The following is a 25792-nucleotide window of genomic DNA, read 5'->3' as shown; positions in this document are numbered from 1 at the left end:
AAAACAAGATGCACACATGTTTTTGTTTGTGATTGATGGGGCAATGGTTCAGCTTTTAGACCCGAACAAACCAGATGAACGAAAGAGATTGCTTGAGTATTTTTTAATTCAGTTGTTGTGACATTTGGGATGTGTACTTGAAAGAGACACATGCCGTCTTAAACCGCTATAAAATTCTGCTTGGTGATTTTATAATATACAGCAATAACGAAAGTTTAAGCGCCGTGCTAATAAGTAAGATTCAATAGGTACAGCGGTTTTTTAGACAATAAACATAGAAAATTGAGTATTGGATGCCAAATCAATTTGAAACGCATACTTCAGATGTGGGAACTACTATTCATTTAAAGATGAATGGCGAGCTTGTAGAAAACCTAATAGCTTTGGACTTTCTAGCACTAACTTTTTTTGACATTTTATTTGTGTATGGTGTTTATTTAGTACGCAGAAAATGATAGTTTCCTGACATTTTTTTTAATATTCCTACTTTTACCATTTCTTTTCTACTTACATTCTGAATATAGAAAAAATAAACGATGGATTAAAAATGCCGAGGAAACATTTTTTATTTCCAAAAACAATCTTTGTATTTCTAAAGAATGCCTGGGGAAAAATTTGTTAACACAGGATATTAATACTCAGAAGATTATTGAAATTGTCTACAGACCTTGGGGTGGTAGCTCAAATCCGCCTTTTTTACCAGATTGCAGCCAAGGTGCTATTCATTTAATTGGTTATGATGATGGTTGTTCATTTGGTATTAATCTTAACAAAGAAGAAGCAGAGACATTTATTACTGAACTGCGTTCATTAATTATGCAATACCAAGAACCTCGACACTTTACTTTTGCACCACATATGCATTTGACAAAAGATTGAGTTGAACTAATTGAGAAAAAATATGAAAGACAACGAAATTTTAGAAATAAAAGAAATTGGTGATTATGAAGAAGGCCTATCGATATTGTTAGAAGATTCTGTAAATAACGGAGCTTCAATAGGTTTCTTAGCTCCTATAGAAAAGAACGAAGTCTTAAATTATTGGCGTGAGGTCAACCATAAAATAGCAAATGGTAATAACCGTCTATGGATTGCCATTCAGCAAGGAAAGATTGTAGGTAGTGTTCAATTGTCCTTGGTGAGTAAAAAGAACGGCGTTCACAGAGCCGAAGTTGAAAAACTCATGGTTCTGACAACAGCAAGAAAACAAGGAATAGCAACATTACTAATGAATGAACTAGAAAAGTTTGCACGAGAAAAAGGTCTGCGCTTACTTGTTTTAGATACGCGTGAAGGTGATGTGTCCGAACTTTTATATAGCAAAATTGGATTTGTTCGTGTCGGTGTAATTCCAAATTTCGCATTAAGCTCAAATGGAAGCTATGACGGTACAGCGATCTATTATAAAAAGCTTGTTTGAAACTATAACTATCCAAACGATATCTAACTGCCGTGAAATATCGAACATGGCTAATGAATGAAGTCTATAGTCAGCTTAGAGTACTTAAACCAGATGCTTCCTTTACCAATGCCAAATTATTTGTATATATGATCGAAGGCGCCATTTTTAAGCTCGGATGAGGTTGATAAGAGGGTATTGAAGGTATTTTTGAGGAGGATGAAGAAAACTTATCATGTTAATAACATAAATGATTTTTTAGTATTTTATTCCTCTATGATTATATTGAGTATTTTTAAAAAATTAAAAAATCAATTAATAAAATTAAACAGCTAATCTTAATGTTACTAGTGTAATCAAATTATAAAAGTGATTTTTATATTTAATTTAACAAGTTATAAACTGGAATATCTGAAATTATTTAGATAAAAGAAATAATCAATAATTTTATTTAGGTAAACTTAATTTTTTTAAAGTTTTTTAAAATTTTTATTAAAAAACATTTGGTTGGGTTTATTTTTATTTTACCACTTGTTAAATTTTTTTATTTTATTTATATTCTATAAAGATGCAATTTGTTGAATTTTTTGTAATTCAAAAATTGTGGCTATATTTCTTGTCATATATGTTTATTAGACAAGTAAAAATGAGGATTTTTTTCTCTAAAAAAAGGAAATTTAAAATTTTTAAAAAGGTGGATAATGAAAAGATTTAATAATTCAATTCTTTACTATATAGAAAAAGCTTATCTTAATAATCCAGAAAAAATAGCAATAGTAACTAAAAATTCTTTACTTACTTATGCTGAAATTTGGGATAAAGCATGTGATGTTTCAGCTTATTTGCAAAATTTAAATATTTCTTCAGGTAGTGTAATTGCATTAATTCAAAATGATATTGAAAATGCTTTACCAACTATTTTTGGTATCTTGCACGCAGGTTGTATTTATACACCCATTTCTCCAGATGCTCCCCAAAGCCGCATAGACTATATGCTTAATGTAGGCAAAGTTGCTCATATTATACATGATGTTAAAGCGTATGATAATTTTGGTATTAACCTAGCTTCAACGCATATAGAAGATATTCCTAAATATAATAATAAAATTAGTCCAAAAGAATTCCCTATCGCATATATTATGTTTACTTCAGGTTCTACGGGTGATCCTAAAGGAGTAGCGATTACTCATCTGAATTTAAAATCAATTTATGAAGCTTGGGAATCAGAATATAAACTTTTAGAAATAGATAGTCATCTTCAAATGGCTAACTTAACTTTTGATGTTTTTGCAGGAGATTGGCTAAGATCTTTATGTTCAGGTTCAACATTATATGCTGTTGAAGATATTTTAAATGCTAGTCCGGATGAAGTAATTGATTTTATTAATAAATATAAAATTCAATGTGCTGAGTTTACTCCAATGAGAATTCGGCAAATTTACAAAACAGTTTTAGAGCGAGATGAGAAGCTTAATAGTTTTAAATTATTAATTTGTGGCTCAGATACAATGCGTGTTAGAGAATTTAAAACTATTCAATCACTTATAAATCCCTCATGCCGTCTCATCTTCTCTTATGGGACTACAGAGACAACTATTGATTCATCTTATTTTGAGCCTGATAAAAGTGAACTTAAAAAGCTCAATGACGATTTAATACTTCCGATTGGAAAGCCTTTTAATGGTACTGATTTTAAAATTTACGCACAAAATGGTATAGAAATTACCGACAATTCTATTGGAGAACTTTATATTGGTGGAATGGGGGTTGGGGCTGGTTATATTTTGCACAATTCTAAAACGGCAGGTAAATATAAAAGAAGGCTACCGCTTTCTAGTAGTTCAAGATGGTATAAAACCGGAGATTTAGCTTCATATGATGGTAAGTATTATTGGTTACATGGGCGAGCTGACTCTTCTATAAAAATAAGGGAGAAATTTGTGGATCTACCAGATATTGAAGCAATTATAAGAACATATGAAGGTATTGAGGATTGTGCTGTAGCTGCAATACATAATGGAATAGATTTAGAACTTAAAGCCCTTGTTACTCCTATAGAGGATTCTCAAATTTGTGTTAAAAGTTTAGCTAATCATATCTCGATGCATTCTTCAGTTCCGATTGATAATGAAAATATTTTTAATATTAAAAAATTGCCAATGACCTTTAGTGGCAAAATTGACAGAAATGAAGTTAAAAAATTATTAAATCAATTAAACTAAAAAAAGGAATGTAAAAATGCGAGTTCTACAGATTGGTGCTGGCCCTACTGGCGTGTGTGTATTTAGACAAATTTATCCAGTTCTCAAGCAACAAAATGAAATTTTGGATTATGTAATAGCTGATGATAAAGAACCAGGTAAAGGATTAGCTTTTGGTTCAGAAATTAATAGTCATATATTGAACTTACCAGCATCAATTATGAGTTTAGATCCTAGTAATCCGTTAGAATTCTGTGAGTGGCGCTCAAGTCATGAAAGTTTTTGGAATGATGGCTCATATAATCAAAATGCTTGGTCTGAATTCCCACCAAGGAGGTTGTTTGGCGAATACGTTTCCTCCCTTATGCAAAAATTACTATTAGATAGGCCTTCATCTCATTTAATAAAGAAAAAGGTAGTTTCTATTCATGAAATAAAAGGACCTAATAAGTTTTTTGTAGAATATGATGATGGCGTTACTGAACTCTTTGATAAAGTTATTCTTTGTCTCGGTCATAGTCCTCTTAAACCTTTATTTGATGAACATTATGACAAGTATAAACATTCACCATATGAGTTAAAATCTATACCTTCCTATTCTAAAGTTGGAATTATTGGTACAAGATTAACTGCTATTGATGCTGTATTAGCCTTAAGAGAACAAGGACATAAAGGAGAGATTTTTCTTGCATCTAGGTCTGGGATGTTGCCAAAAGTTTTTCATGAAAAGAAAAAAGAATATGATTCTAAAAAATTTATAAGTCATCTTTTAAGTTTAAAATCACCAACTTTAAGTGAAATAATTGATTTACATAAAGCTGAGATAATGCAATTAATGAGTATAGATGAAGATTCGCTTAAAGCATTATTGTTTAGTGTGGATTCTAAAGAATCCTTTAATAAAGAATTAGATTTACTTGGTATTAATAGTGAATGGCAGAGTGTATTGCTAGCATCTTATTGTGTAGTAGATCAACTTTGGCAAAAGTTGACGGAAGATGATAAAAATACTTTTTTAAATAAATATTATGGTATTTGGATGACTTATTTAGCGGCTTATCCAGAACAAAGTGCAAAAATAATCAATAATATGATGAATAGTAACAATCAATTGCACTTAATAGGAGGTGTGCAAGATTTTAATATTGACAATGATAAGTGCTTTATTAGCTTAGAAAATGGAAAAAATATAGATGTGGATTATCTAATAGATGGACGAGGTGTTGGTTATACATTAGAAGATTTTTGCTATTCTCCTTTATTAAAATCCCTAATTGATAATAGGCTTGTAGAACCTCATCCAAACGGTGGTTTAAAAGTTGATATAAACAGCTATGAGGCTAACACCCATGAAGGTATTATTAAAAATCTACATATAATTGGTGATCTTACTAAAGGAGTATTTTTATCAACTACTGACGTAGGCCGATGTGTAGATCATAGTTCTAATTTTTTGAAATATTTAGAAAATAAGAATATAAAAGTAAATAAAGTAGCATAATCTTATTGATTCAAATGGTGATTATATGTATCAAGGAAAGAGATCAGCATTAGCAAATATTATGAATGCAATAGCTCATAATTTTGATTTACCTTATAATTCTTATGGAGTAAATTTACCTCAATCAAAACACTATGTATTGTGCTTGATTGATGGACTTGCTTATCAATCTTTTCTTGAGCATAAAACTTCTACATCTTTTTTATCAACTTGTAATAAGGTGTCATCTTTAAGATCAGGTTTTCCTTCAACGACTGCATCATGTTTAACTTCATTAGCGACAGGGCTCGATGCAATTGAACATGGTATTGTAGGTGCTGCCTTTCAGCATAATGAAAGGTATTTCAGTTCTCTGAGATGGTGTTATTTAACTTCTAATGAGTCAAAACATAAAGAAAATATTATCCCTTCTATAACAATTCCTTATGGTATATGGGATTGTTTAAAAGAACATAATATCAATGTAAATGCCATTATCCCTATTGATATTTCAACCTCAGTTTTTACTTCAAAAGTTTTTTCAGCTGCTAAAATCTATGGTTATAAAGATTTTAGTGAGGTTACTTCTATCGTTGAGGAAGTAGTGAAAAGAGAGGAGAGATCTTTTACCTATATTTATTTTGGGAACTTAGACTTAATAGGGCATATATTTGGAGTTGATTCTCAAAAATGGAAAGATGAATATTTATATTTAGATTCATGTATAAAGAAAATTCATAGGTCATTAATAGAAAAATCTACTTTACTTGTAACAGCGGATCATGGAATGGTCAATATGAATAAAAATAATATGATTGATTTTAATGCGATACCAGCTTTAACTGAACAAACAAATCTAATATGTGGAGATATAAGAGCAAGGCATATATATTTGAAACCTGCTTTTAGAGATAATATTTTAATCGATAATTGGAACGAGCATCTCGGAAATAACTTTTTAATTCTAAAAAAAGAGGAAGCAATTAAAACTGGATTATTTGGAGTTAATAGAAATGAAGAAAATGAAGGTAGAATTGGTGATCTAATTGTAATTAGTAAAGGACAATATGGTTTAATTGATAGTAGTTCAATTTTTGACCAATACCAGTCAAGCTGGATAGGTCACCATGGTGCTAACTCTGAAAAAGAACAACTTATTCCACTATTAATTTGGAATTAAATTATTATAAAAAGCAATTTAATTGAGTCATCAAAAATACATAGTAATATGTTTATTGAATTTTTCTTCACAAGAGAAGATTTTTCAAAAGAAAAAGGTCTGCGATTACTCGTCTTAGATACATGTGAAGGCGATGTGTCCGAACTTTTGTATAGCAAAATTGGATTTGTTCGTGTAGGTGTAATTCCAAGTTTTGCATTAAGCTCAAATGGGAACTACGACGGCACAGCTATTTATTACAAAAAGTTTGTTTGAAATTAGCTTGGAAAAATAGGCAGTTACTTTAAAAAAGAACTGCCTGAAATATTAAATTGTTTAATGAGGCGTTTTTAAAAATTTTATCGCATCTTCTAAACCATAAATACTGCCTGCTAAGTACTTTGACACTTGGATGCTGCATTCAAGTAAAAGCGAAGTATTTTCGGCAATTTTTTCTTGGGTTAAACGTTCAGAAGGGCCTGAAATAGTAAGTGCCCCTTGTAGCTGTCTACCATTGCTAAATACTGGTACAGACAAAGAGGACGTTTCAGGGTCACGCTCTCCAAATGAACTTGCCCAAAATTGGTTTTGGACTTGTTGTAGATTTTCATCCACTTCAGTTTGAGAAAATGCACGAAGGACTTTACCCGAAGCCCCAACATTTACTGGAAAAGTATCTCCTTCAGAGATAGAGACCTTTACAGATCGGACAGGTTCAATGCGAAACAGAACCACGCGCTTATCGTTATCTAAAATATAAAATGAAGAAGTTTCACCTGTTTCTTTGGTGATTCTTTCCAAAATAGGATAAAGCACATCTTTAAGTTTAAAAGAATTTTGATAAATTCTTGATAGTTTTAACGGTGTAATGCCTAAAGAAAATTGACCATCTTCATTTCTAACAACATAACCATGACGTTCTAATGAACTTAGTAATCGAAGAATAGTACTTTTATATAGCTTTGTACGGCGTGAAATTTCTGCGAGAGATAAGACGGGGCTATCTATATCAAAAGCATCTAAAATAAGTAATGCTCTATCTACGGCAGCTACACCTGAATTTTGCTTATCCATTTGGCTATCAGGATCTTGTGTTGATTTCGTCATACAAAAATATAAAAACTCAATTAAATTTAAGTGTTTTAGGAATAAATAAGTATAGCTGTAATTTAAAAGAGGAAATAGATTTTTTAGTGAATGTCAGCGTGTGACGAGATAAAACATAGAAGAATATAAAAAGTGCCTTCAAATGTTGAAAGCACTTTTATTAATTTATATAAGACCGATCACTAGAGCCGCAACATACATCACTAGGCAAGTTCCCGTACACCAGAGTATGGATGCCTTTTGATTTTCACCATAATCTACATTGGTTAAAGAACATAATAGATAAGTAGAGGCAACCATTGGGCTTAACAAATGAATAGGTTGACCAATTAAACTTGCGATAGCCATTTCATTCGCACTGATACCATAATGTGAGGCAGTTTCAGCAAGAATAGGTAAAATTCCAAAATAAAACGCATCATTCGTCAAAATGTAGGTAAATGGCATGCTGATAAAAGCAGTAATTGATGACAGATAAGATCCAGACGATTCAGGAATAATTGAGATGAGATGCTGAGCAATAGCTTCAATCATTCCTGTACCTGTCATGATTCCTACAAAAATGCCAGCAGCAAAGATCAGTGAAGAAACTGCTAAAACACTATCTGCATATTTCGCGACTAATTTTTTCTGTTCAGAAAGTTCTGGGAAGTTAACCACTAAACCGATACAGAATGCCAAAATGAACAGAGGCGCTAAAGGTAAATAACCTTTAATCATTGAAAAAACCAGAAGAATAGTAAGAATCAGGTTAAACCATGATTTCCAGCTTTTCGTATTCTGCTCATGATGGATAAGATCGTCATCAGGTTTAATTTCATGAATACCTAAGCGCTTTCTTTCTTTTAAACCCAAGTAACAAGCGACAAATATGACCCAAATAAGACCCGCACACATCACGGGCAACATTTGTAAGAATAGCCCAGTTGGGTCGACTTTAAGTGCGCTCGCAGCTCTAGAAAATGGGCCAGCCCAAGGTAAAATATTCATTACCCCAATTGACAGTAATAGAACTGTTGCCATGACTTGTGGTCGGATTCCAATTTTTTTGTACAAAGGCAATAAGGCTGTTGCAACAATAATATAAGTCGTTGCGCCATCACCATCTAGCCCGACACAAATTCCAAGAATACCTGTGCCTACAACAATTTTTAACGGGTCGCCTTTAACAATTTTAATGATGAATTGAATAAGAGGATTAAACAGGCCAGCATCTGTCATCATGCAAAAATATAGAATTGCAAAGGTAATCATGATGCCTGTGGGAGCAAGTAATTTGATTCCATCAATCATCATGCTACTCATGTCCGCGACATGACCAGTCAGAAGAGCAAAAATTACTGGAATAATGACTAAAGCTGTAAGCGCAGATAAGCGTTTCGACATTACAGCATACATAAATACAGCGATCATGCTGTAGCTTAAAAAGACTAACATAAATCAATCCTTGATTTACTTAAAAATAAATTTTAAGTGGAATTAGTGTCTATAAAACATTGGTTTACATCAATACTTCAAATCTGTAGTTAAGATAGAACCAATAGAGGAATCAATAAAAATTCCATCTTTAGTGGGTAGATCTTTCAGCCATACAAAAATCTTCATACACTCATTTTTACTGTTCTACTCTACAGAACGATGTTCTATTTAATATTATTTTTTAGCTAATTCTGTGCCATGTCAAGTCTTTTTAAAAATTAATTAAATTCGCCAGAGAGTAATAAAATTTTAGTTTGCATTAAAAATAGAACTATGTTCTATTAGGTAGAACGCTTCTGCGTTGTATGTAAAAATATTCTTGTGCAATAGGAAATGTAAGCATATGAGCCATTCAAAGGACATCGATATATTGGTGAGTGAGGTTGGACCTCGCGATGGTTTGCAAAGTATTAAACAAACCATGCCAACCGATATGAAGAAAAAATGGATTTCAGCTTTAGCTCAAGCAGGATTAACTGAAATAGAAGTTGGATCTTTTGTATCTCCAAAATTGCTGCCACAAATGGCGGATTGCGGAGAGTTGGTTAAACACACTTTGACTTTAAAAGATGTATTCGTGACCGCTTTAGTCCCAAACCTAAAAGGTGCCGAAAATGCATTTAGCGCAGGGGTTCAAAAAATTACGATTCCTGTCTCAGTGAGTGAACCGCATTCACTCTCAAATATCCGTAAAACGCATGCGGAAGTTTATGAAGAAGTAAATTCAATTGTTCAGCTTAGAAATGAAAAATATCCTGAAATATTAATAGAAGCAGGCCTATCAACAGTTTTTGGCTGCACGATTCAAGGTGTAGTTACAGAAAATGAAGTCCTAATGATGGCCCAACGAATGGCTAAGTTAGGAGTAGATGAGATTGGACTAGCCGATACGGTTGGATATGCAAATCCTGTCCAAGTCCGCAGTTTATTTAAAAGATTAAAACAGGAAGTCGGAAATTTAGCGGGTAGCGCACATTTTCATAATACGCGGGGTCAAGGTCTGGCTAATGTTTTAGCCGCCATTGAAGTGGGTGTAACCACTTTTGACGCCTCGCAAGGCGGCATTGGTGGTTGTCCATATGCTCCTGGTGCATCAGGCAATATTGTCACTGAAGATTTGGTTTACCTGCTAGAAAGTATGGGACTACGCACTGGTATTGATATCGATCGACTTATTGAAGCTCGTGAATGGTTGAAGCAAGGCATACCGGGAGAGCCACTCTATGGATTTATTCCAGATGCAGGCGTAGGTAAAAACTTCAAATATGCAAAGGACCAATAACATGAAAGATGAAAAAAAACTTCCACTGGCTGGAATCCGAGTTTTAGAATTCGTACATATGGTTATGGGGCCTGCATGTGGTTTACTTCTCGCAGATTTAGGTGCTGAAGTTATCAAGATTGAACCATTGCCTCAAGGTGACAACACTCGCAGACTTATGGGTTCAGGTGCTGGTTACTGGATGACGTATAACCGTAATAAAAAAAGTTTGTCAGTTGATATTAAAAGTGAAAAAGGAATGTCGCTTGTTAAGGATTTAATCAAAACTGCTGATGTGGTGATTGAAAACTTTAGACCCGGCGCGATGAAAAAACTAGGACTCGATTATGAAGGGGTTAAATCAATTAAGCCCGATATTATCTATGGTTCAATGAAAGGTTTTTTACCCGGTCCTTATGAGCATCGAACTGCTTTGGATGAAGTCGTACAAATGATGACTGGGCTTGCGTATATGACAGGTCCTGTGGGACGTCCATTACGTGCTGGAGCATCTGTTAATGATGTGATGGGCGGAATGTTCTGCGCCTACTCAATCGTGGCAGCTTTATACCAACGCCAATTAACTGGCCAAGGTCAACTTGTGGAAACTGGGTTATTCGAAAACTCTGCATTTTTGGTTGCACAGCACATGATGCAAAGAGCAGTTACAGATAAGCCCGTCGCTCCAATGCCAAATCGTGTTTCAGCGTGGGCTGTATATGACGTTTTCAACACGAAAAATAATGAACAAGTCTTTATTGGTGTAGTTACCGACTCGCAGTGGATCGCATTCTGTGATGCTTTTGGCTTAGAAAACCTAAAAAATAATCCAGATTTTGCTCAAAATAACCAGCGTGTAAAAGCACGTGAGCAAATCCATCCGATTATTCGTGAAGCTCTTAGCCAATTAGACAAAACAAAAGTAATGGAGTTATGTGAACAGGCTGGTTTACCTTTTTCTCCGATCCAACGCCCAGAAGACTTATTTGAAGATATTCACTTAAATGAATCAGGAGGGATGGGGAACGTAGTTCTAGAAAATGGTAAGCAAGTAAAAGTTCCTTTATTACCATTTACGATGGATGGTCAACGCTTTGGTGTACGTGAAAACGTGCCAGAAGTTGGTGAAAATACCTTTGAAGTTCTTACATCTTTAGGTTATGACCAAGTCAAAATCAAAGAACTTACTGAGTCTCAAGTTATTAAATCTAACTAATTACTAAAATGGGCTACGAACCATGTAGCCCATTTATCTATTAATTTTTTATATTCAAAGTATTTTCAAAAAAAGCGCTTCTGTTCCTATATACATTACCAAGCACAGGATGTTTGGCATCTTGAATAAGTTTTATCATTTGCCTTTAACACCAATACAAATGCCTTAAAAAATGCACAAAATACTTATTCATCATTTAACGCACATTCAAAGTTACTTGGATTTTCTTTACATCTTACTTTTTTCAAAAAATTCATCATTTTAGGGTCATAAATATCGGCTTTGGTTAGCTGTATGCGTGCTTCACGCATCATTTTCATATAATTCAATTGTTCATTTTTCGGAATATCCATCCAATATTTTGAAGGAATATCACTTTCATATTTAGCAATAATGCCAAACGTTCTATTTAACTGGCTGGCTACCCAAGTTCGAGACTTTTGCCCAAAACCCGCTGGAAATTGGTCTTTACGAATAATAAAGTTTGCTGAAATTTGAGTTAAAGGGAAACGAATAATTGCTCCTTTCTCACCTAAACCTTTGTAGAGTTCAAAAGGTTTAAATGCAACAATAGGAGCAGGCACAATATCAATTTCATGGTTATTAAATTTCGCACCAGCATTGGTCACGTCTACAGATACAGCCTGACCGCCGACATGTTGCACAAGCTTTGGTTGGGCTTCATCATATTTAAATACCCCAATTTTTTTACCAGCAGCTTTAGCGAGAGTATTTATACTTCTATCATTAACAAATAAATATGCAGGGCCAATAGTCCCTAAACCTGCAATTTCATAAGGACCTACCACCATGTTTTTGGCGGCCATTGGTGAAGACAACAGCTTATAGGCATTAATCGCCGTTTTCATATTTGTTAATGCGCCAACTGCATCTAAAGATCCTGTATATTTATTAAACTGGCGGCCACGTAAACCGCTAATAATAGCGCCATCACATATGCCGACTTTTAAATCTTCCGCCGCAACGCGCTCATCAACATATGCTTTTAAAGATAGATCCGCTCCCCATTTTTTGGCTTCAAGTGCATAATCTTTGGCTAAAGCGAAAGCGTCTCCCGATTTACCAATGGGGTCAAACACACACACGACTTGTTGCTTGGCATAAAGAGTTGTTGTTAAACATGTGCTTGCAATAAGTAAAATAGTTTTAAAACGATCCATATTTAATTATCCATTATTTAAATTATAAAAATTATTTTATGAATCTTGGTTAGATTAGATATGACATTTCAATAAGAATTTAAAGAGAAAAGGTCAAAAGACAGCTTTGGTTTAGGAAGTCATTTAATGATTTATTAGAATGTTTATTGTCCGATTCGCGGACAAAAATCTCATAAATCGGTATTTTCTCTATTCTTTTTATATCCTTAAATAAACTTAAAAATTAGTTTATCCATTCCACAATGGAGATTAATTTATGGAAATCTTAAAAACAAAAATTGCAATTATGGACTCAAGGCTAACAAACTTAACGAATAGTGAAATTGAGATTTTTGCGAGTAGTGCGAATCATCGCAATGAACCATCTAAGTGTATCAAGAGTAACAAAACTGTAGTCAATGGATAGACCTCAGTACTCAAAGACTTGATGCGAATAGATCAACAAGAAGATTAGAAAACGATTATTAGAATTTAAATGATTTTTGGAGTTAACAATGAGATTTAAAAAAGGATTTTTAGCACTTAGCCTAGGTTTACTTTTTATGAACTTGGGATGTGCAAAAAATGATAGTGATGACAATAATGCTGCTGCAAGTATTTATATTAATGGAAAAATTTATACTGCTAAAGATAAAGATTCCCTTCAACAAGCAATCGCAATTGCTCAGGATGGAACTATTATAAAAGTAGGTAGTAACGAAGAAATCAAAAAAATTGCAGATAACAATACACAAGTTATTGACCTTGAAAATAAAGTCTTAATGCCGGGCTTAATTGATAGCCATATTCATGCCTTGGCTTCTGGTGTAGAGGCGATATTAGCCACTATGGATAGCGGTGATACGACTATAGATATTGCTAAAGTCGAAGCAAAACTTAAACAAGCTAGTCTCGATGGTACGGGTGTTGCTGGAGATGTCCTATTTTTAAATGGTTTGTCGTCAGAATATTGGGAATTGGCCGACCAACTATCTAATGTATTTAATAATAATGAATGGAAAGATCGTCCAATTGCTTTAGTGGGTAGTGACCATCATACGGCTTGGGCAAACCAAGCTCTCTTAAAAAAAGCAGGTATAGATGCAAACTTCATTCAGCAATTAAGCCCAGATGACCAGCAAAATGTTGCACATAATGAAAACTTTGAACCCACTGGATTTGTGATTGACTCTGGCTGGGATATGGTGAGTGATAAAATTCCATCTGTATCACATGATCTGCTTTATAAAGGCTCTAAAGAAGCAGTTAAATACTATAACAGTTTGGGGCTCACCGCGTGGATGGACATCGCTGCAAACGCCAGTCCAAATAAGGGAATTACCAATATTAAAAATACAGAGGAAACCCTAGGGATGATTCCAATGTATAAAGAATTATCTCAAAAAGGAGAGTTAACAGCGCGAGTTTCTGGGTTACATGTCATTAACTCAAAAAGTACGCCGCAAGTTTTTAACATCATTGAGTCAATCAATAGTAAATATAAAAACATAGATAACTTTAATTTAGTCGGTGTGAAAGTATTCGCTGATGGCGTATTAGAGATTCCAGCCCAATCGGCTGCATTACTTGGTCGGTACTCTAATAGTAACAAGCAAGGGACTTTATTATTTGACCCAAATACTTTTAAGTTGGTTGTTGATGAAGCAGATAAGCGAAATATGATTGTTCATATTCACGCTGTTGGAGATAGAGCTGTACAGGAATCTTTAAACGCCTTTGAGTACGCTCGCTCAAAGCGTCAGAGCAACGTCCCTCATAGCATTACCCATCTCCAGCTCGTTGACCCTAAAGACTATAAGCGCTTTAAACAAAACAATGTGATTGCTTCTATGCAATTGGCATGGGCCTATGAAGACAGTTTTAACAAAGAACTGGTAAAACCTTATATCGATGCAACTTCTTATAAGGGCATGTATCCTGCACATTCGTTGTTAGTTAACGGCGCAACCATTGCTGGCGCAAGTGATGCACCAGTTTCAACAGCCAATCCTTTTGTTGCCATGGCAACTGCAATCACCAGAAAAGGAAGTGAAGGCGAAGTTTTAAACCCAGCAGAAGCCATTGATCGAGATACAGTCTTTAAGGCCTATACAATTAATTCAGCAAAAGCGATTTATTTAGATAAAAGTATCGGCACACTCGAAAAGGGTAAAAAAGCCGATATGATTTTAGTGGATAGAGATATTTTTAACGTTTCGCCTGAACAGTTGGCTGAAACAAAAGTGGTATGGACCATTTTCAATGGAAAGAAAGTTTATCAACAATAATAAACTAGAAAGCTTTGTATCTTAAGATTGAACGAAAAATCAAAGATACAAAGTTCAAGCAAACTCAATTATTTGATTTTGAAAGGATCTTCAACTGCTGGAGTGCCTACATTATCCCAGAAGTTTTGTAGCACAAATCCATATTCCGATAAGTTCTCTTTGAAAGGCTCAAGCATTTGATCTGCTGAAGGATTTTTCCAGTCAGCTTGTAATTCACAAGCTAGACTAAAGGTCGTTACTGGTTCTGCACCGGCATTTGCCATGCGTAATGTAGCGGCCTGAACTTCGTATTGATTCCATGCTCCACATGCATCAATGACTGGGTAGACTTTATATCCATCATTTAATAACGATAGTGTTGGGAAAGTACAGCAAGTACCAATGGTTACGCCTGCAATAATAATATGGGTTCGACCTGTTGCTTCTAGCAAATTAATAAGTGCTCTACGAAAAGTCGGGTCTTCATATGCATTAATGATCCCTGTACGTCGATAAATTGAATTATTAGGGAACAATGATTTAATTTCTGGGAGAGTGTCGCCGTTTTGCCATTGTGCGTTTGATGATGTAATGAGTGTTGGAATATTAAGAGCTTTAGCCGTACGAGCTAACCCAAGAACATTACTTTTTAATTCAGCAAGGCTCGACGTATCACGAACGCTGGCCATTAAACCAACTTGATGATCAATAAGTAATAAAACTGTATTTTCTGGGGTTGGTTTATCGTAAGCAAATAAACCTAGATTTTTTGCTTCTTTTGGTGAGTTTTTATTCGCTTTTATAGTATCAGTAATTGGGCTGATAATATCTTCTGCACGGATTGATGTAGTCATTTTTAACTCCGAAGAATAATTTGAGACGAGAAAGTACGGAACTTAGATTTAGGAAGATCTAAGTTCAGATTTGGATGTTTAGGCCAAATGGATTAAATAGTGTTTAAAAAATCAAGACTTAACTGAAGCGCTGAATGCGAAATGGTATGTCCCGTAGCGGGTAAAATATTCAACTCAACATTTAAGTTTGCTGCATGCATTTGTTGATATGCGCTTTGGCTTTCGCTTGGAGGAATAACGGTGTCTGATTCACCATGAATTAATAAAATTTTTGTATTTTTACTCATTTCATTATTGATTGGACTTGCTAATCTTCCAGCAATGCTAATCAGCCCAGCAATAGGCCAACGTCCTGAAACGACCGCATCTAAAGCCATTATTGAACCTTGAGAAAATCCTAAGAAGACGACTTTATCTAGGTGATTTTCTAATTGGTTTTGGGTAATGATCTCTTGGATTTTTTGGTCAAAATGAGTTCTGGCTTCTTTAATCCGACTAAAGCGATTCTCATCATTAACCGCAGCGATGCTAAACCACTGATAGGCCTCTTTACTGTTCATAAAGCTAAAAGGAGCATTGGGTGCGACAAAATTCAAATTAGAATGATTGGCCTTAAAAAAATCTCCAACTGCTTCTAAGTCTTCACCATTACTACCGACGCCGTGTAATAAAATTATAAATAGATCTTTCATTTTAATATCCTGAATGAGCTGAATATTTGGTGTTTAGATGCCATTCACGCAATGGCATCTCATCTATTAACGAGCTTAGTTTTTAAAAGATTTACTTAGAGAAAACGGTCCATCACCAATGAGTGCGAGAGCAACTAAAGAGATAATCCACATAAATGGGAATTCCCAGCCACCATTAGGGTTTGTAAAAAAGAAACCAGCAGCACCATGTACAGTAAATATTGCACCCAATAAGACTGGAATCAGCACAATCGCAACAACTCGAGGTTTAAAACCAACGAATAATAATATTGCTCCTAAAAGTTCCCAGAGAATAGTCACATATGCCATCCATCCCGGAACTCCAACAGATTGGAAAAACTGTGCTGTACCTGCTGGCGTAAATACAAACAGTTTGAGACCAGCATGGGCAAAGAAATAAAGTGCTAAGGTTATACGGAGTAATAATGCTGCATAAGGAGCGGTGTTTGATGTATTCATTTTTTATCTCGATGAGAATTAACTTGATGAATACATAGTACTGTTGAATTTTTAAGTGATTAAGTAGGCTGAAATTGAATATTTATTTCTATTTTGGAAATAATTACTCGTAAATTTCCCATTCGGCAGGATATGCATATTGCTCTTTTAAGTAATCAATCAGGGTTCTCACCTTGTTGGCTAGATGTTTTGCAGGAGGGTAAACCGCATAGAGACCTCTTCGCGGTAATTCATAGTTTTCTAAAATAGGAATAATCTTTTTGTCGATAAGTGCATCTTTTAAAATAAACATGGGTAATCTTGCGATGCCGAGTCCTGCTATGGTTGCAGCTAAACAGGCTTCTGTATTCGCAAAATGAATTCGGCCATTCACATTAATGGTGGGTAATACATTCGAAGGTGATTTTTCAAAAAAAGCCCATTCATATGGATCTTTAAAGTTTGTATCGATGATGCAGGAATGAGATTCTAGGTCTTGTAGGCTTTGAGGACAGCCAAATTTTTCTAAATAAAGGGGAGATGCGACCAATACAAATCTAATTTGAGATAAATGAGTCGCAATTAAATTGTTATCTTTAAGCTCTCCTATTCGAATGGCAATATCAAATCCTTCTTCAATCACATTCACCGTACGGTCGGTAAAACTCACGTCTAATTCAATTTGACTATATTTTTGGGCAAAGTTAACCAGTGTTTTGCTTAATTGCACTGTTCCAAAAGAGTTGGGAGCACTTATTTTTAGTTTGCCTACAGGCGTGCGAGATTGATTTTTAATGCTAATTTCAATTTCATCAAACTCTGCCATAAGTTGCTTAATTCGATGGTAATAAGCTAATCCGAGTTCTGTGGGCTTCAATGAGCGTGTCGATCTTTTTAGAAGCTGTACGCCTAATTCGTTCTCTAGTTTTGAAATGAGCTTAGATGCTTGTGCAACGCTTGTATTTAAATTTTCGGCAGCTTTAACAAAACTTCCTTGCTCAATGATCGAAATAAACATTCGATTACTTTCAAGTCTATTCATATAAATTTATTTTTACTTAATTAGTAATCATAGTTTTAGCATAAAAAATTTATATAAGTTAAGTAGGTAAAATTTAAATAATCCTTCAGGTCACAGTTCCTAAAAACCTCAGCTTCTTTAATGATCCATCAAAATTTTTATGGTGAAAGTGCTTTTTGAGCCATGATTGCTATAGTGAATAGAACCTTTAAGCGCAACCACAATCGCATGTACAACAGCTAACCCCAAACCTGTACCACCAAATTCTTTATTTCTTGACTCTTCTAATCTAAAAAATGGTTTAAACAGATCATCTTGGAACTCAGTTGCAATGCCTGGGCCTTCATCTTCAATTTTTAATATCCAGTTGTCTGCAACCACTTCTGAAGAGATTTTAAGTTTTCCGGCATTTGAATAACGAATTGAGTTATCAATTAACGCAATTAAGACTTGCTCAATACGGCGGCGGTCACAAAATACAGGCGTTGTGGTTAAATCAAGTTCTGGCTTTAAGTTTGCTTGTTCTAGGCGGTCTTCAAAAGCTTTGAGCACTTTTTCAATTACAGACTTAAAGTCTAATAACTCATAATTTAATCTTAACTGTTGATTCTCAACTAAACTTATTGTTCGTAAGTCTTCGACTAAATGAGATAAACCTTCGACTTGATTTAAAAGACTTTTAAATAGAATTTCATCAGGCTTAAAAACGCCGTCGATGATGCCTTGCAGGCGGCCTTGTAAAATTGTGATTGGAGTTCTTAATTCATGAGCGATGGCAGCATTCCAGACCTGTGCATTTTCCACAGAGACTTCTAGTTTTTGCGCCATATCATTAAAATTATGTAAAAGCTCGGACATTTCAGCCGAGTGAATTCTGTTGTCGTAAGCTCTAGCAGAGAGATCTCCCTGACTAATTTTTTTGGCTGCTTCGGCTAAGAAATTAATGGGTAGAATAAAACGTTTTGCGAGATGCATGCCGATCACGAGTGAAATAAGACAACCACAGAAAATGACGGCAGACATCCAAATCCAATCTATGAAATGAAATTCTGTCCAATCCTCTTGTAGGGTATCTAAAGTCAGCCAACCTTTTTCAATGGCAAAGTTATAAATGAAATAACCTAATAAAACTGAAAACAGGGTAACGCTTAAATTAACAATACTGAAAGCAATAAAAAGCTGCTTACTGATTCCTAACTTACTTTTCATAAAAATTCCCTAGCCCTATTTTTATATTATTTAGACATCATCTTTTACAGCTAGCGGATTATCGAGTCGATATCCTACGCCACGCACATTAACTAACATGTTGAGTATTCCTTGTTCTTCTAGTTTTTTTCTAAGCTTACTCACATGGCTATCTACAGTTCGTTCTAGAGCATCACTATCGTTCATGCAATGATTCATAAGTTCGCCACGGGTAAAAACTTTGTGAGGCTGATCAATCATGAAGGAAATAATTTTATATTCAGTCAGGGTGAGATTAAGCAATATTTTCTTATTCTGAGAATGCAGATAAACACTATGAGTATCTGTATCAATTTCAATATCTTTGTAGACCTTATTTTTATTAAATGGCTTGTTTGTTAACTGAGTACGTCTTAAGACTGCCTGAACTCGAGCGATCACTTCATTTGGGTTAAATGGTTTAACAACAAAGTCATCTGCCCCAACTCGTAATGCCATGACTTTATCAATATCTTGATCTAGCGCTGTTAGCATAATCACGGGTGTCTGAGCTTTTTGGCGTATTTTATTTAACACTTCCCAGCCGTTGAGCTCGGGTAATTTAATATCAAGTAAAATCAAATCAATGGGTTGGCTAGAGTGCAATTCAATGGCTTGCTTTCCATTCATAGCACGAATAACAACCATTCCTTCACGTTTTAAATAATTTTCAATAATGTCGCCAATATCATAATCATCTTCTACAACGAGGATAACTTTATCGTGACAATCAAAAGAAAAAGAACGATCAAACATAGAAATTTGGCTATATAAAATGCTTCAACTCATCATACGCTAAATTATTTGTATTTCTCCACAGTTACTCCACACTTTAGTGACGATCGCTACACACTCATCAAAAATAATGTCAGCATCGAAAACTCACTTGGTTTGGACAGTATGCAAAAGCATCTTTTACTTCCTTTATTTTTATCTATTGGGCTGATATTACAGGGGTGTGGTTCACAAGAAACGGCTCAAGCTGAGCCAGCACCAGCGAAAGTAAGTGTATTAAGTATTCAATCGCAATCAGTTAATTTTAGTGAAAATCTTCCCGCACGTGTGCATGCATTCCGTACTGCTGAAATACGACCGCAAGTCGGAGGAATTATTGAAAGAGTTTTATTTAAACAAGGTAGTGAAGTTGGAGCAGGGCAAGCTTTATATAAAATTAATTCAGAAACCTTTGAAGCAGATGTAAATAGCAATAGAGCTTCACTTAATAAAGCTGAGGCAGAGGTTGCGAGACTGAAAGTTCAATTAGATCGCTATGAGCAACTCTTACCAAGTAATGCAATTAGTAAGCAAGAAGTGAGTAATGCTCAAGCTCAATATCGTCAGGCTCTCGCTGATGTCGCGCAAATGAAAGCATTGCTCACCAGACAAAATTTGAATTTGCAATATGCCACTGTTCGAGCGCCGATCTCAGGTCGTATCGGGCAATCTTTTGTCACTGAAGGCGCATTGGTTGGTCAAGGCGATGTGAACACTATGGCTACAATTCAACAGATTGATAAAGTCTACGTCGATGTAAAACAATCAATTAGTGAATATGAGCGTCTACAAGCGGCTTTAAAAACTGGTGAGTTATCTGCAAACAGTGAAAAAACTGTGCGTATTTCTAATAGCCACGGACAGGAATATAACGTTACAGCAAAAATGTTGTTTGAAGATATTAATGTTGACCCTGAAACAGGCGATGTGACTTTCCGTATTGAAGTAAATAATACCGAGAGAAAACTACTTCCTGGTATGTATGTGCGAGTCAATATTGACCGAGCTTCTATTCCACAAGCCTTATTAGTTCCAGCACAAGCGATTCAACGCAATATCAATGGTGAGCCTCAGGTCTATGTGATCAATGCAAAAGGCTCGGCTGAGATTCGTCCTATTGAAATTGGACAGCAATATGAACAGTACTATATCGCCAACAAAGGCTTGAAAGTCGGTGACAAAGTCGTTGTTGAAGGTATGGAGCGTATCCAGCCAAATCAAAAACTCGCAATGACGACGTGGAAAAAGCCTGCATCAGAAAATAATGCTTCAAATGTAGAAACAAAACCGTCTACAAATCAAGGAGCTCAACCATGATGTCTCAATTTTTTATTCGACGTCCTGTTTTTGCATGGGTGATCGCAATTTTCATTATATTGTTTGGGTTACTTAGTATTCCAAAATTGCCGATTGCTCGTTTCCCTAGTGTAGCGCCTCCTCAAGTCAACATTAGTGCGACTTATCCGGGAGCAACTGCCAAAACGATTAACGATAGTGTTGTTACCTTAATTGAGCGAGAGTTATCGGGTGTAAAAAATCTACTTTACTATAGTGCGACAACCGATACTTCGGGCACAGCGGAAATTTCTGCAACCTTTAAACCGGGTACAGATGTCGAAATGGCTCAGGTTGATGTCCAGAATAAAATCAAAAGTATTGAATCACGATTACCTCAGGTTGTACGTCAGCAAGGTTTACAAGTTGAAGCATCATCTTCAGGCTTCTTAATGCTGGTCGGTATTAACTCTCCTAATGGTCAATATTCAGAAGTAGATTTGAGTGATTATCTGGTTCGAAATGTCGTTGAAGAGCTAAAACGTGTTGAAGGCGTTGGTAAAGTCCAATCTTTCGGTGCAGAAAAGGCTCTACGCATTTGGGTCGATCCAAATAAATTGGTTTCTTATGGTTTATCAATTAGCGATGTAAACAATGCAATTCGTGAAAATAATGTTGAAATTGCACCGGGGCGCCTAGGCGATTTACCAGCAAATAAAGGTCAACTGATTACGATTCCATTGTCAGCGCAAGGTCAGCTATCAAGTGTTGAGCAATTTAGAAATATCAGCTTAAAAAGCAAAACCAACGGAAGTGTAATTCGACTGTCCGATGTTGCGAATGTTGAAATCGGATCACAAGCCTACAACTTTGCTATTTTAGAAAATGGTAAACCCGCTACCGCTGCCGCAATCCAGTTAAGCCCGGGTGCGAACGCCGTAAAAACAGCAGAAGGTGTTAGAGCAAAAATTGAAGAATTAAAGTTGAACTTACCAGAGGGCATGCAGTTTAGTATTCCTTACGACACCGCGCCGTTTGTTAAAATTTCAATTGAAAAGGTAATTCATACATTACTTGAAGCGATGGTTCTGGTTTTCATTGTGATGTATTTATTTTTACACAATGTACGCTATACGCTTATTCCAGCGATTGTTGCACCTATTGCTTTGCTCGGTACTTTTACCGTGATGCTACTTGCCGGCTTTTCGATTAACGTACTCACCATGTTCGGTATGGTGCTCGCCATCGGGATTATTGTCGACGATGCGATTGTCGTGGTTGAAAACGTCGAAAGGATTATGGCGACTGAAGGATTAAATCCGAAAGAAGCAACGTCTAAGGCAATGAAAGAGATTACCAGTCCTATTATTGGTATTACCTTAGTATTGTCTGCTGTGTTTTTACCAATGGCTTTTGCGAGTGGTTCGGTCGGGATCATTTATAAACAATTTACGCTGACTATGTCCGTATCTATTTTATTCTCGGCTTTATTGGCACTCATTTTAACACCAGCACTTTGTGCAACCATTTTAAAACCAATTGATGGTCATCATCAGAAGAAAGGCTTCTTTGCATGGTTTGACCGTAGCTTTGATAAAGTGACCAAAAAGTATGAATTGATGCTCCTTAAAATCATCAAACATACAGTTCCAGTCATGATGATCTTTGTGGTGATTACAGGCATTACCTTTGCCGGGATGAAGTATTGGCCAACAGCATTTATGCCAGAGGAAGATCAAGGCTGGTTTATGACGTCTTTCCAATTACCATCAGATGCAACGGCAGAACGTACTCGAAATGTAGTGAATGAATTTGAAAATTCGCTAAAAGACAAACCTGATGTCAAAAGTAATACGACGATTATGGGATGGGGCTTTAGCGGTGCAGGACAAAACGTAGGTGTTGCTTTCACGACCTTAAAAGATTTCAACGAGCGAACGTCTTCGGCAACTGAAATGACAAATGCAGTCAATGCATCAATGGCGAATAGTTCGGAAGGTGAAACAATGGCGGTACTTCCACCTGCTATTGATGAACTAGGTACATTCTCAGGCTTTAGTTTACGTTTACAAGATCGTGCAAACTTAGGTATGCCTGCATTATTGGCTGCCCAAGACCAACTTATGCAGATGGCTGCCAAGAACAAAAAGTTCTATATGGTGTGGAATGAGGGTTTACCACAAGGCGACAATATTTCTTTAAAAATTGACCGTGAAAAGCTTAATACCCTTGGTGTTAAATTCTCAGACGTTTCAGACATCATTTCAACCTCAATGGGTTCAATGTATATCAATGACTTCCCGAATCAGGGTCGTATGCAACAAGTGATTGTACAGGTTGAAGCTAAATCACGTATGCAACTCAAAGATATCTTGAACTTGAAAGTGATGGGTTCGAGTGGTCAATTGGTTTCTTTGTCTGAAGTAGTAACACCTCAATGGAACAAAGCACCGCAACAATATAATCGTTACAACGGACGACCATCTTTAAGTATTGCCGGCATTCCTAACTTCGATACATCTTCGGGTGAGGCGATGCGTGAAATGGAACAGTTGATTGCTAAATTGCCTAAAGGTATTGGCTATGAATGGACTGGTATTTCTTTACAAGAAAAGCAGTCTGAATCTCAAATGGCCTTTTTACTTGGTTTATCAATGTTAGTGGTGTTTCTGGTATTGGCTGCACTCTATGAAAGTTGGGCGATTCCACTATCTGTGATGTTGGTTGTTCCACTTGGTATTTTCGGTGCAATCATTGCCATTATGTCGAGAGGTCTAATGAATGACGTCTTCTTCAAAATTGGACTCATTACGATTATTGGTCTATCCGCAAAGAATGCCATCTTGATTGTTGAGTTTGCAAAGATGCTCAAAGAGGAAGGAATGAGTTTGATTGAAGCCACAGTTGCAGCAGCCAAACTTCGTTTACGCCCAATTTTGATGACTTCTCTTGCTTTTACATGCGGTGTAATTCCTCTTGTGATTGCAACAGGTGCAAGTTCTGAGACTCAACATGCTTTAGGTACTGGTGTATTTGGGGGCATGATCTCGGCAACGATTCTGGCTATTTTCTTTGTTCCCGTGTTCTTTATCTTTATTTTGGGCGCCGTGGAAAAGCTAACTTCTAAGAAAAAAATCTCATCTTAAGTTAAATGCGTCAGGGGAAACACTCAATTTCCTCTGATGCGTCCTATGCTCAACTCATTTTATTATTTGGAGAATACTATGTCGAAAGCGGCAATCGTATCTCGTGGACTCGTTGTTTCTGCACTTTCTGTTGCAATGGTCGCATGTGTAAATATGCAGGCACCACAGCCGACAGCGATTTCTCATATTCCTCAAAATTTTGCTCAGAATTCTTCAGGAACAACCATTGCGGAGAAAAGTTATAAAGAGTTTATTTCTGACACTAAATTATTACAGGTCATTGAAATAGGCCTAAACAATAATCGGGATTTACGGACTGCTACGCTTAATATAGAGCGCGTACAACAACAATACCAAATCACAAAAAATAGCCAGCTCCCGACCATTGGCGTAACGGGAAATGCAGTGCGGCAGGTTAGCCCATCTATTAACCCCAACAACCCAGTTTCTACATTTCAAGTTGGCTTAGGAATGACGGCCTATGAGCTAGACTTTTGGGGCCGTGTTCAAAATTTAAAAGATGCTGCCTTAAATAACTATCTTGCAACTCAAAGTGCGAAAGAAGCTGTGCAAATTGGTTTAATCAGTAACATCACGCAGGTCTGGTTAAATTATGCTTTTGCACAAGCCAATTTAAACCTTGCCGAGCAAACCTTAAAAGCACAAGTCGATGCTTATAACCTAAATAAGAAGCGCTTTGAAGTCGGTATTGACAGTGAAGTGCCATTAAAACAAGCACAAATTTCGGTAGAGACTGCTAGAAACGATGTCGCAACTTATAAGACCCAAATTCTACAGGCAAAAAATCTACTAGATTTGTTAGCAGGTTCTCCTGTTCCTCAAAACTTACTTCCAAGTGATTCAATTAAAAATATTACTCTTGAGAAAAATTTTGCAGCGGGTTTACCAAGTGATTTGTTAAATCATCGTCCAGATCTTAAAGCTGCTGAATATAGCTTACGAGCGGCAGGGGCAAATATTGGTGCTGCGAAGGCGCGAATGTTCCCAACCATAAGCCTTACTGGTTCTACGGGTTATGCATCGGCTGAACTTAAAGATTTATTTAAGTCGGGTAATTTTGCATGGTCAATTGGCCCAAGCGTTGATTTACCAATTTTTGATTGGGGAACAAGAAAGGCGGGTATCAAAATTGCTGAAATAGACCAAAAAGTTGCTTTATCAGAATATGAAAAGTCTATTCAAACAGCCTTTAAAGAAGTGAATGATGCTCTTGCTACACATGCACATATTGAAGAACGCCTAGATGCTCAGCGCCGTTTAGTTTCTGCCACATCCGCAACATATAAACTTTCAATGGCGCGTTATAAAGCTGGAGTTGATAGTTATTTCACGGTTTTGGATGCACAACGTTCTGCGTATGCAGCACAGCAAGGCTTACTGGCACTTGAACAGGTCAAATTAAATAACCAGATTGAAATTTATAAAGTTTTAGGAGGGGGATTATCTAAAGAATCATAATAATTGTAATTCATATTTCTAGTTGAAGCTTGTTCCAATCTCTTAAATCAGCGCAAATGAAAAAAGAGTGTCTTCAACTAGAAAACTTAAAAAAACAAAATGATTATTCACATTTACTTAAGACTTTCCTTAATTA

General features: G+C 35.8%; 19 protein-coding genes and 4 pseudogenes. 14 read left to right on the top strand and 9 right to left on the bottom strand.

Going from position 1 to position 25792, the window contains the following annotated elements; genetic code table 11:
* From UC75_RS20010 to UC75_RS03475, 8 genes and pseudogenes are all read left to right on the top strand, one after another.
* Window positions 1-121: pseudogene (locus UC75_RS20010) on the top strand (TetR family transcriptional regulator); the annotation flags it as partial.
* Window positions 122-293: 172 nt separating this feature from the next.
* A pseudogene (locus UC75_RS22520) lies at window positions 294-879 on the top strand (hypothetical protein).
* Window positions 880-901: 22 nt separating this feature from the next.
* Window positions 902-1420, top strand: coding sequence for a GNAT family N-acetyltransferase (locus UC75_RS03495; protein ID WP_049836701.1), 519 nt, complete (start codon window positions 902-904; stop codon window positions 1418-1420).
* Between the two features lie 20 nt (window positions 1421-1440).
* A pseudogene (locus UC75_RS20000) lies at window positions 1441-1621 on the top strand (TetR family transcriptional regulator); the annotation flags it as partial.
* Window positions 1622-2100: 479 nt separating this feature from the next.
* Window positions 2101-3621, top strand: coding sequence for an AMP-binding protein (locus tag UC75_RS03490; RefSeq protein WP_049836700.1), 1521 nt, complete (start codon window positions 2101-2103; stop codon window positions 3619-3621).
* A gap of 16 nt (window positions 3622-3637) precedes the next feature.
* The gene (locus UC75_RS03485; RefSeq protein ID WP_049836699.1) at window positions 3638-5101 is read left to right on the top strand and encodes an FAD/NAD(P)-binding protein; all 1464 of its coding nucleotides are present in this window, start codon (window positions 3638-3640) and stop codon (window positions 5099-5101) included.
* A gap of 25 nt (window positions 5102-5126) precedes the next feature.
* On the top strand, window positions 5127-6260 hold the full coding sequence (locus UC75_RS03480) for an alkaline phosphatase family protein (protein WP_049836698.1): 1134 nt from the start codon (window positions 5127-5129) through the stop codon (window positions 6258-6260).
* Window positions 6261-6335: 75 nt separating this feature from the next.
* Window positions 6336-6515, top strand: a pseudogene (locus tag UC75_RS03475) (GNAT family N-acetyltransferase); the annotation flags it as partial.
* A gap of 60 nt (window positions 6516-6575) precedes the next feature.
* On the opposite strand, the gene UC75_RS03470 reads toward UC75_RS03475, so the two are convergent.
* Window positions 6576-7346, bottom strand: coding sequence for an IclR family transcriptional regulator (locus UC75_RS03470; protein ID WP_049836697.1), 771 nt, complete (start codon window positions 7344-7346; stop codon window positions 6576-6578).
* Between the two features lie 165 nt (window positions 7347-7511).
* Complete coding sequence (locus tag UC75_RS03465) at window positions 7512-8783, bottom strand: CitMHS family transporter (protein ID WP_049836696.1); 1272 nt, start codon at window positions 8781-8783, stop codon at window positions 7512-7514.
* Between the two features lie 385 nt (window positions 8784-9168).
* Between UC75_RS03465 and UC75_RS03460 the strand changes: the two genes are divergently transcribed.
* Complete coding sequence (locus tag UC75_RS03460; protein ID WP_049836695.1) at window positions 9169-10107, top strand: hydroxymethylglutaryl-CoA lyase; 939 nt, start codon at window positions 9169-9171, stop codon at window positions 10105-10107.
* A 1-nt stretch (window position 10108) separates the two neighbouring features.
* Window positions 10109-11302, top strand: a complete 1194-nt coding sequence (locus UC75_RS03455; protein WP_049836694.1) for a CaiB/BaiF CoA transferase family protein — start codon at window positions 10109-10111, stop codon at window positions 11300-11302.
* A gap of 185 nt (window positions 11303-11487) precedes the next feature.
* On the opposite strand, the gene adeT1 is transcribed toward UC75_RS03455, so the two are convergent.
* A complete protein-coding gene (gene adeT1, locus UC75_RS03450; protein WP_049836693.1) occupies window positions 11488-12483 on the bottom strand; it encodes a putative multidrug efflux protein AdeT1 in 996 nt (331 codons plus the stop codon).
* 494 nt (window positions 12484-12977) lie between these two features.
* On the opposite strand from adeT1, the gene UC75_RS03445 reads away from it, so the two are divergent.
* A complete protein-coding gene (locus UC75_RS03445; RefSeq protein ID WP_049836692.1) occupies window positions 12978-14750 on the top strand; it encodes an amidohydrolase in 1773 nt (590 codons plus the stop codon).
* 68 nt (window positions 14751-14818) lie between these two features.
* Here the strand turns inward: UC75_RS03445 and UC75_RS03440 are convergent, their stop codons facing one another.
* The 6 genes from UC75_RS03440 to adeR form a co-directional block, all read right to left on the bottom strand.
* Window positions 14819-15583, bottom strand: coding sequence for an isochorismatase family protein (locus UC75_RS03440; protein ID WP_049836691.1), 765 nt, complete (start codon window positions 15581-15583; stop codon window positions 14819-14821).
* Between the two features lie 92 nt (window positions 15584-15675).
* On the bottom strand, window positions 15676-16275 hold the full coding sequence (locus UC75_RS03435) for an alpha/beta hydrolase (RefSeq protein ID WP_049836690.1): 600 nt from the start codon (window positions 16273-16275) through the stop codon (window positions 15676-15678).
* 75 nt (window positions 16276-16350) lie between these two features.
* Window positions 16351-16755, bottom strand: a complete 405-nt coding sequence (locus tag UC75_RS03430; RefSeq protein WP_049836689.1) for a DoxX family protein — start codon at window positions 16753-16755, stop codon at window positions 16351-16353.
* A 103-nt stretch (window positions 16756-16858) separates the two neighbouring features.
* Entirely contained in the window at window positions 16859-17776 is a 918-nt protein-coding gene (locus UC75_RS03425) for a LysR family transcriptional regulator (protein ID WP_228137054.1), read from the bottom strand.
* 117 nt (window positions 17777-17893) lie between these two features.
* Complete coding sequence (adeS, locus tag UC75_RS03420; protein WP_049836687.1) at window positions 17894-18964, bottom strand: two-component sensor histidine kinase AdeS; 1071 nt, start codon at window positions 18962-18964, stop codon at window positions 17894-17896.
* Between the two features lie 30 nt (window positions 18965-18994).
* Window positions 18995-19738, bottom strand: coding sequence for an efflux system response regulator transcription factor AdeR (gene adeR, locus UC75_RS03415; RefSeq protein ID WP_049836686.1), 744 nt, complete (start codon window positions 19736-19738; stop codon window positions 18995-18997).
* 144 nt (window positions 19739-19882) lie between these two features.
* Here adeR and UC75_RS03410 point away from each other — a divergent pair, with 144 nt between their 5' ends.
* From UC75_RS03410 to adeC, 3 genes are all read left to right on the top strand, one after another.
* Window positions 19883-21073, top strand: a complete 1191-nt coding sequence (locus tag UC75_RS03410) for an efflux RND transporter periplasmic adaptor subunit (protein ID WP_049836685.1) — start codon at window positions 19883-19885, stop codon at window positions 21071-21073.
* Window positions 21070-24177, top strand: a complete 3108-nt coding sequence (adeB, locus tag UC75_RS03405; protein ID WP_049836684.1) for a multidrug efflux RND transporter permease subunit AdeB — start codon at window positions 21070-21072, stop codon at window positions 24175-24177. Before UC75_RS03410 ends, adeB begins: the two co-directional genes overlap by 4 nt.
* A 78-nt stretch (window positions 24178-24255) precedes the next feature.
* Complete coding sequence (gene adeC / locus UC75_RS03400) at window positions 24256-25656, top strand: multidrug efflux RND transporter AdeABC outer membrane channel subunit AdeC (RefSeq protein ID WP_049836683.1); 1401 nt, start codon at window positions 24256-24258, stop codon at window positions 25654-25656.
* Window positions 25657-25792: the final 136 nt, after the last annotated feature.

The organism is Acinetobacter sp. V2 (assembly GCF_001188385.1).
Taxonomy (GTDB): Bacteria; Pseudomonadota; Gammaproteobacteria; order Pseudomonadales; family Moraxellaceae; genus Acinetobacter; species Acinetobacter oleivorans.
The sequence above is the reverse complement of the archived record's forward strand: the minus strand, read 5'-3'. Positions and strand labels throughout refer to the sequence as shown.

Excerpts from the sequence above, each read along its gene's own strand:
- UC75_RS03435 (WP_049836690.1), bottom strand. The coding sequence starts at position 16,275 with ATGAAAGATCTATTTATAATTTTATTACACGGCGTCGGTAGTAATGGT.
- UC75_RS03485 (WP_049836699.1), top strand. The coding sequence starts at position 3,638 with ATGCGAGTTCTACAGATTGGTGCTGGCCCTACTGGCGTGTGTGTATTT.
- UC75_RS03465 (WP_049836696.1), bottom strand. The coding sequence starts at position 8,783 with ATGTTAGTCTTTTTAAGCTACAGCATGATCGCTGTATTTATGTATGCT.
- UC75_RS03480 (WP_049836698.1), top strand. The coding sequence starts at position 5,127 with ATGTATCAAGGAAAGAGATCAGCATTAGCAAATATTATGAATGCAATA.
- adeR (WP_049836686.1), bottom strand. The coding sequence starts at position 19,738 with ATGTTTGATCGTTCTTTTTCTTTTGATTGTCACGATAAAGTTATCCTC.
- adeC (WP_049836683.1), top strand. The coding sequence starts at position 24,256 with ATGTCGAAAGCGGCAATCGTATCTCGTGGACTCGTTGTTTCTGCACTT.
- adeB (WP_049836684.1), top strand. The coding sequence starts at position 21,070 with ATGATGTCTCAATTTTTTATTCGACGTCCTGTTTTTGCATGGGTGATC.
- UC75_RS03410 (WP_049836685.1), top strand. The coding sequence starts at position 19,883 with ATGCAAAAGCATCTTTTACTTCCTTTATTTTTATCTATTGGGCTGATA.
- UC75_RS03490 (WP_049836700.1), top strand. The coding sequence starts at position 2,101 with ATGAAAAGATTTAATAATTCAATTCTTTACTATATAGAAAAAGCTTAT.
- adeT1 (WP_049836693.1), bottom strand. The coding sequence starts at position 12,483 with ATGGATCGTTTTAAAACTATTTTACTTATTGCAAGCACATGTTTAACA.
- UC75_RS03495 (WP_049836701.1), top strand. The coding sequence starts at position 902 with ATGAAAGACAACGAAATTTTAGAAATAAAAGAAATTGGTGATTATGAA.
- UC75_RS03470 (WP_049836697.1), bottom strand. The coding sequence starts at position 7,346 with ATGACGAAATCAACACAAGATCCTGATAGCCAAATGGATAAGCAAAAT.
- UC75_RS03460 (WP_049836695.1), top strand. The coding sequence starts at position 9,169 with ATGAGCCATTCAAAGGACATCGATATATTGGTGAGTGAGGTTGGACCT.
- UC75_RS03445 (WP_049836692.1), top strand. The coding sequence starts at position 12,978 with ATGAGATTTAAAAAAGGATTTTTAGCACTTAGCCTAGGTTTACTTTTT.
- UC75_RS03440 (WP_049836691.1), bottom strand. The coding sequence starts at position 15,583 with ATGACTACATCAATCCGTGCAGAAGATATTATCAGCCCAATTACTGAT.
- adeS (WP_049836687.1), bottom strand. The coding sequence starts at position 18,964 with ATGAAAAGTAAGTTAGGAATCAGTAAGCAGCTTTTTATTGCTTTCAGT.
- UC75_RS03455 (WP_049836694.1), top strand. The coding sequence starts at position 10,109 with ATGAAAGATGAAAAAAAACTTCCACTGGCTGGAATCCGAGTTTTAGAA.
- UC75_RS03425 (WP_228137054.1), bottom strand. The coding sequence starts at position 17,776 with ATGAATAGACTTGAAAGTAATCGAATGTTTATTTCGATCATTGAGCAA.
- UC75_RS03430 (WP_049836689.1), bottom strand. The coding sequence starts at position 16,755 with ATGAATACATCAAACACCGCTCCTTATGCAGCATTATTACTCCGTATA.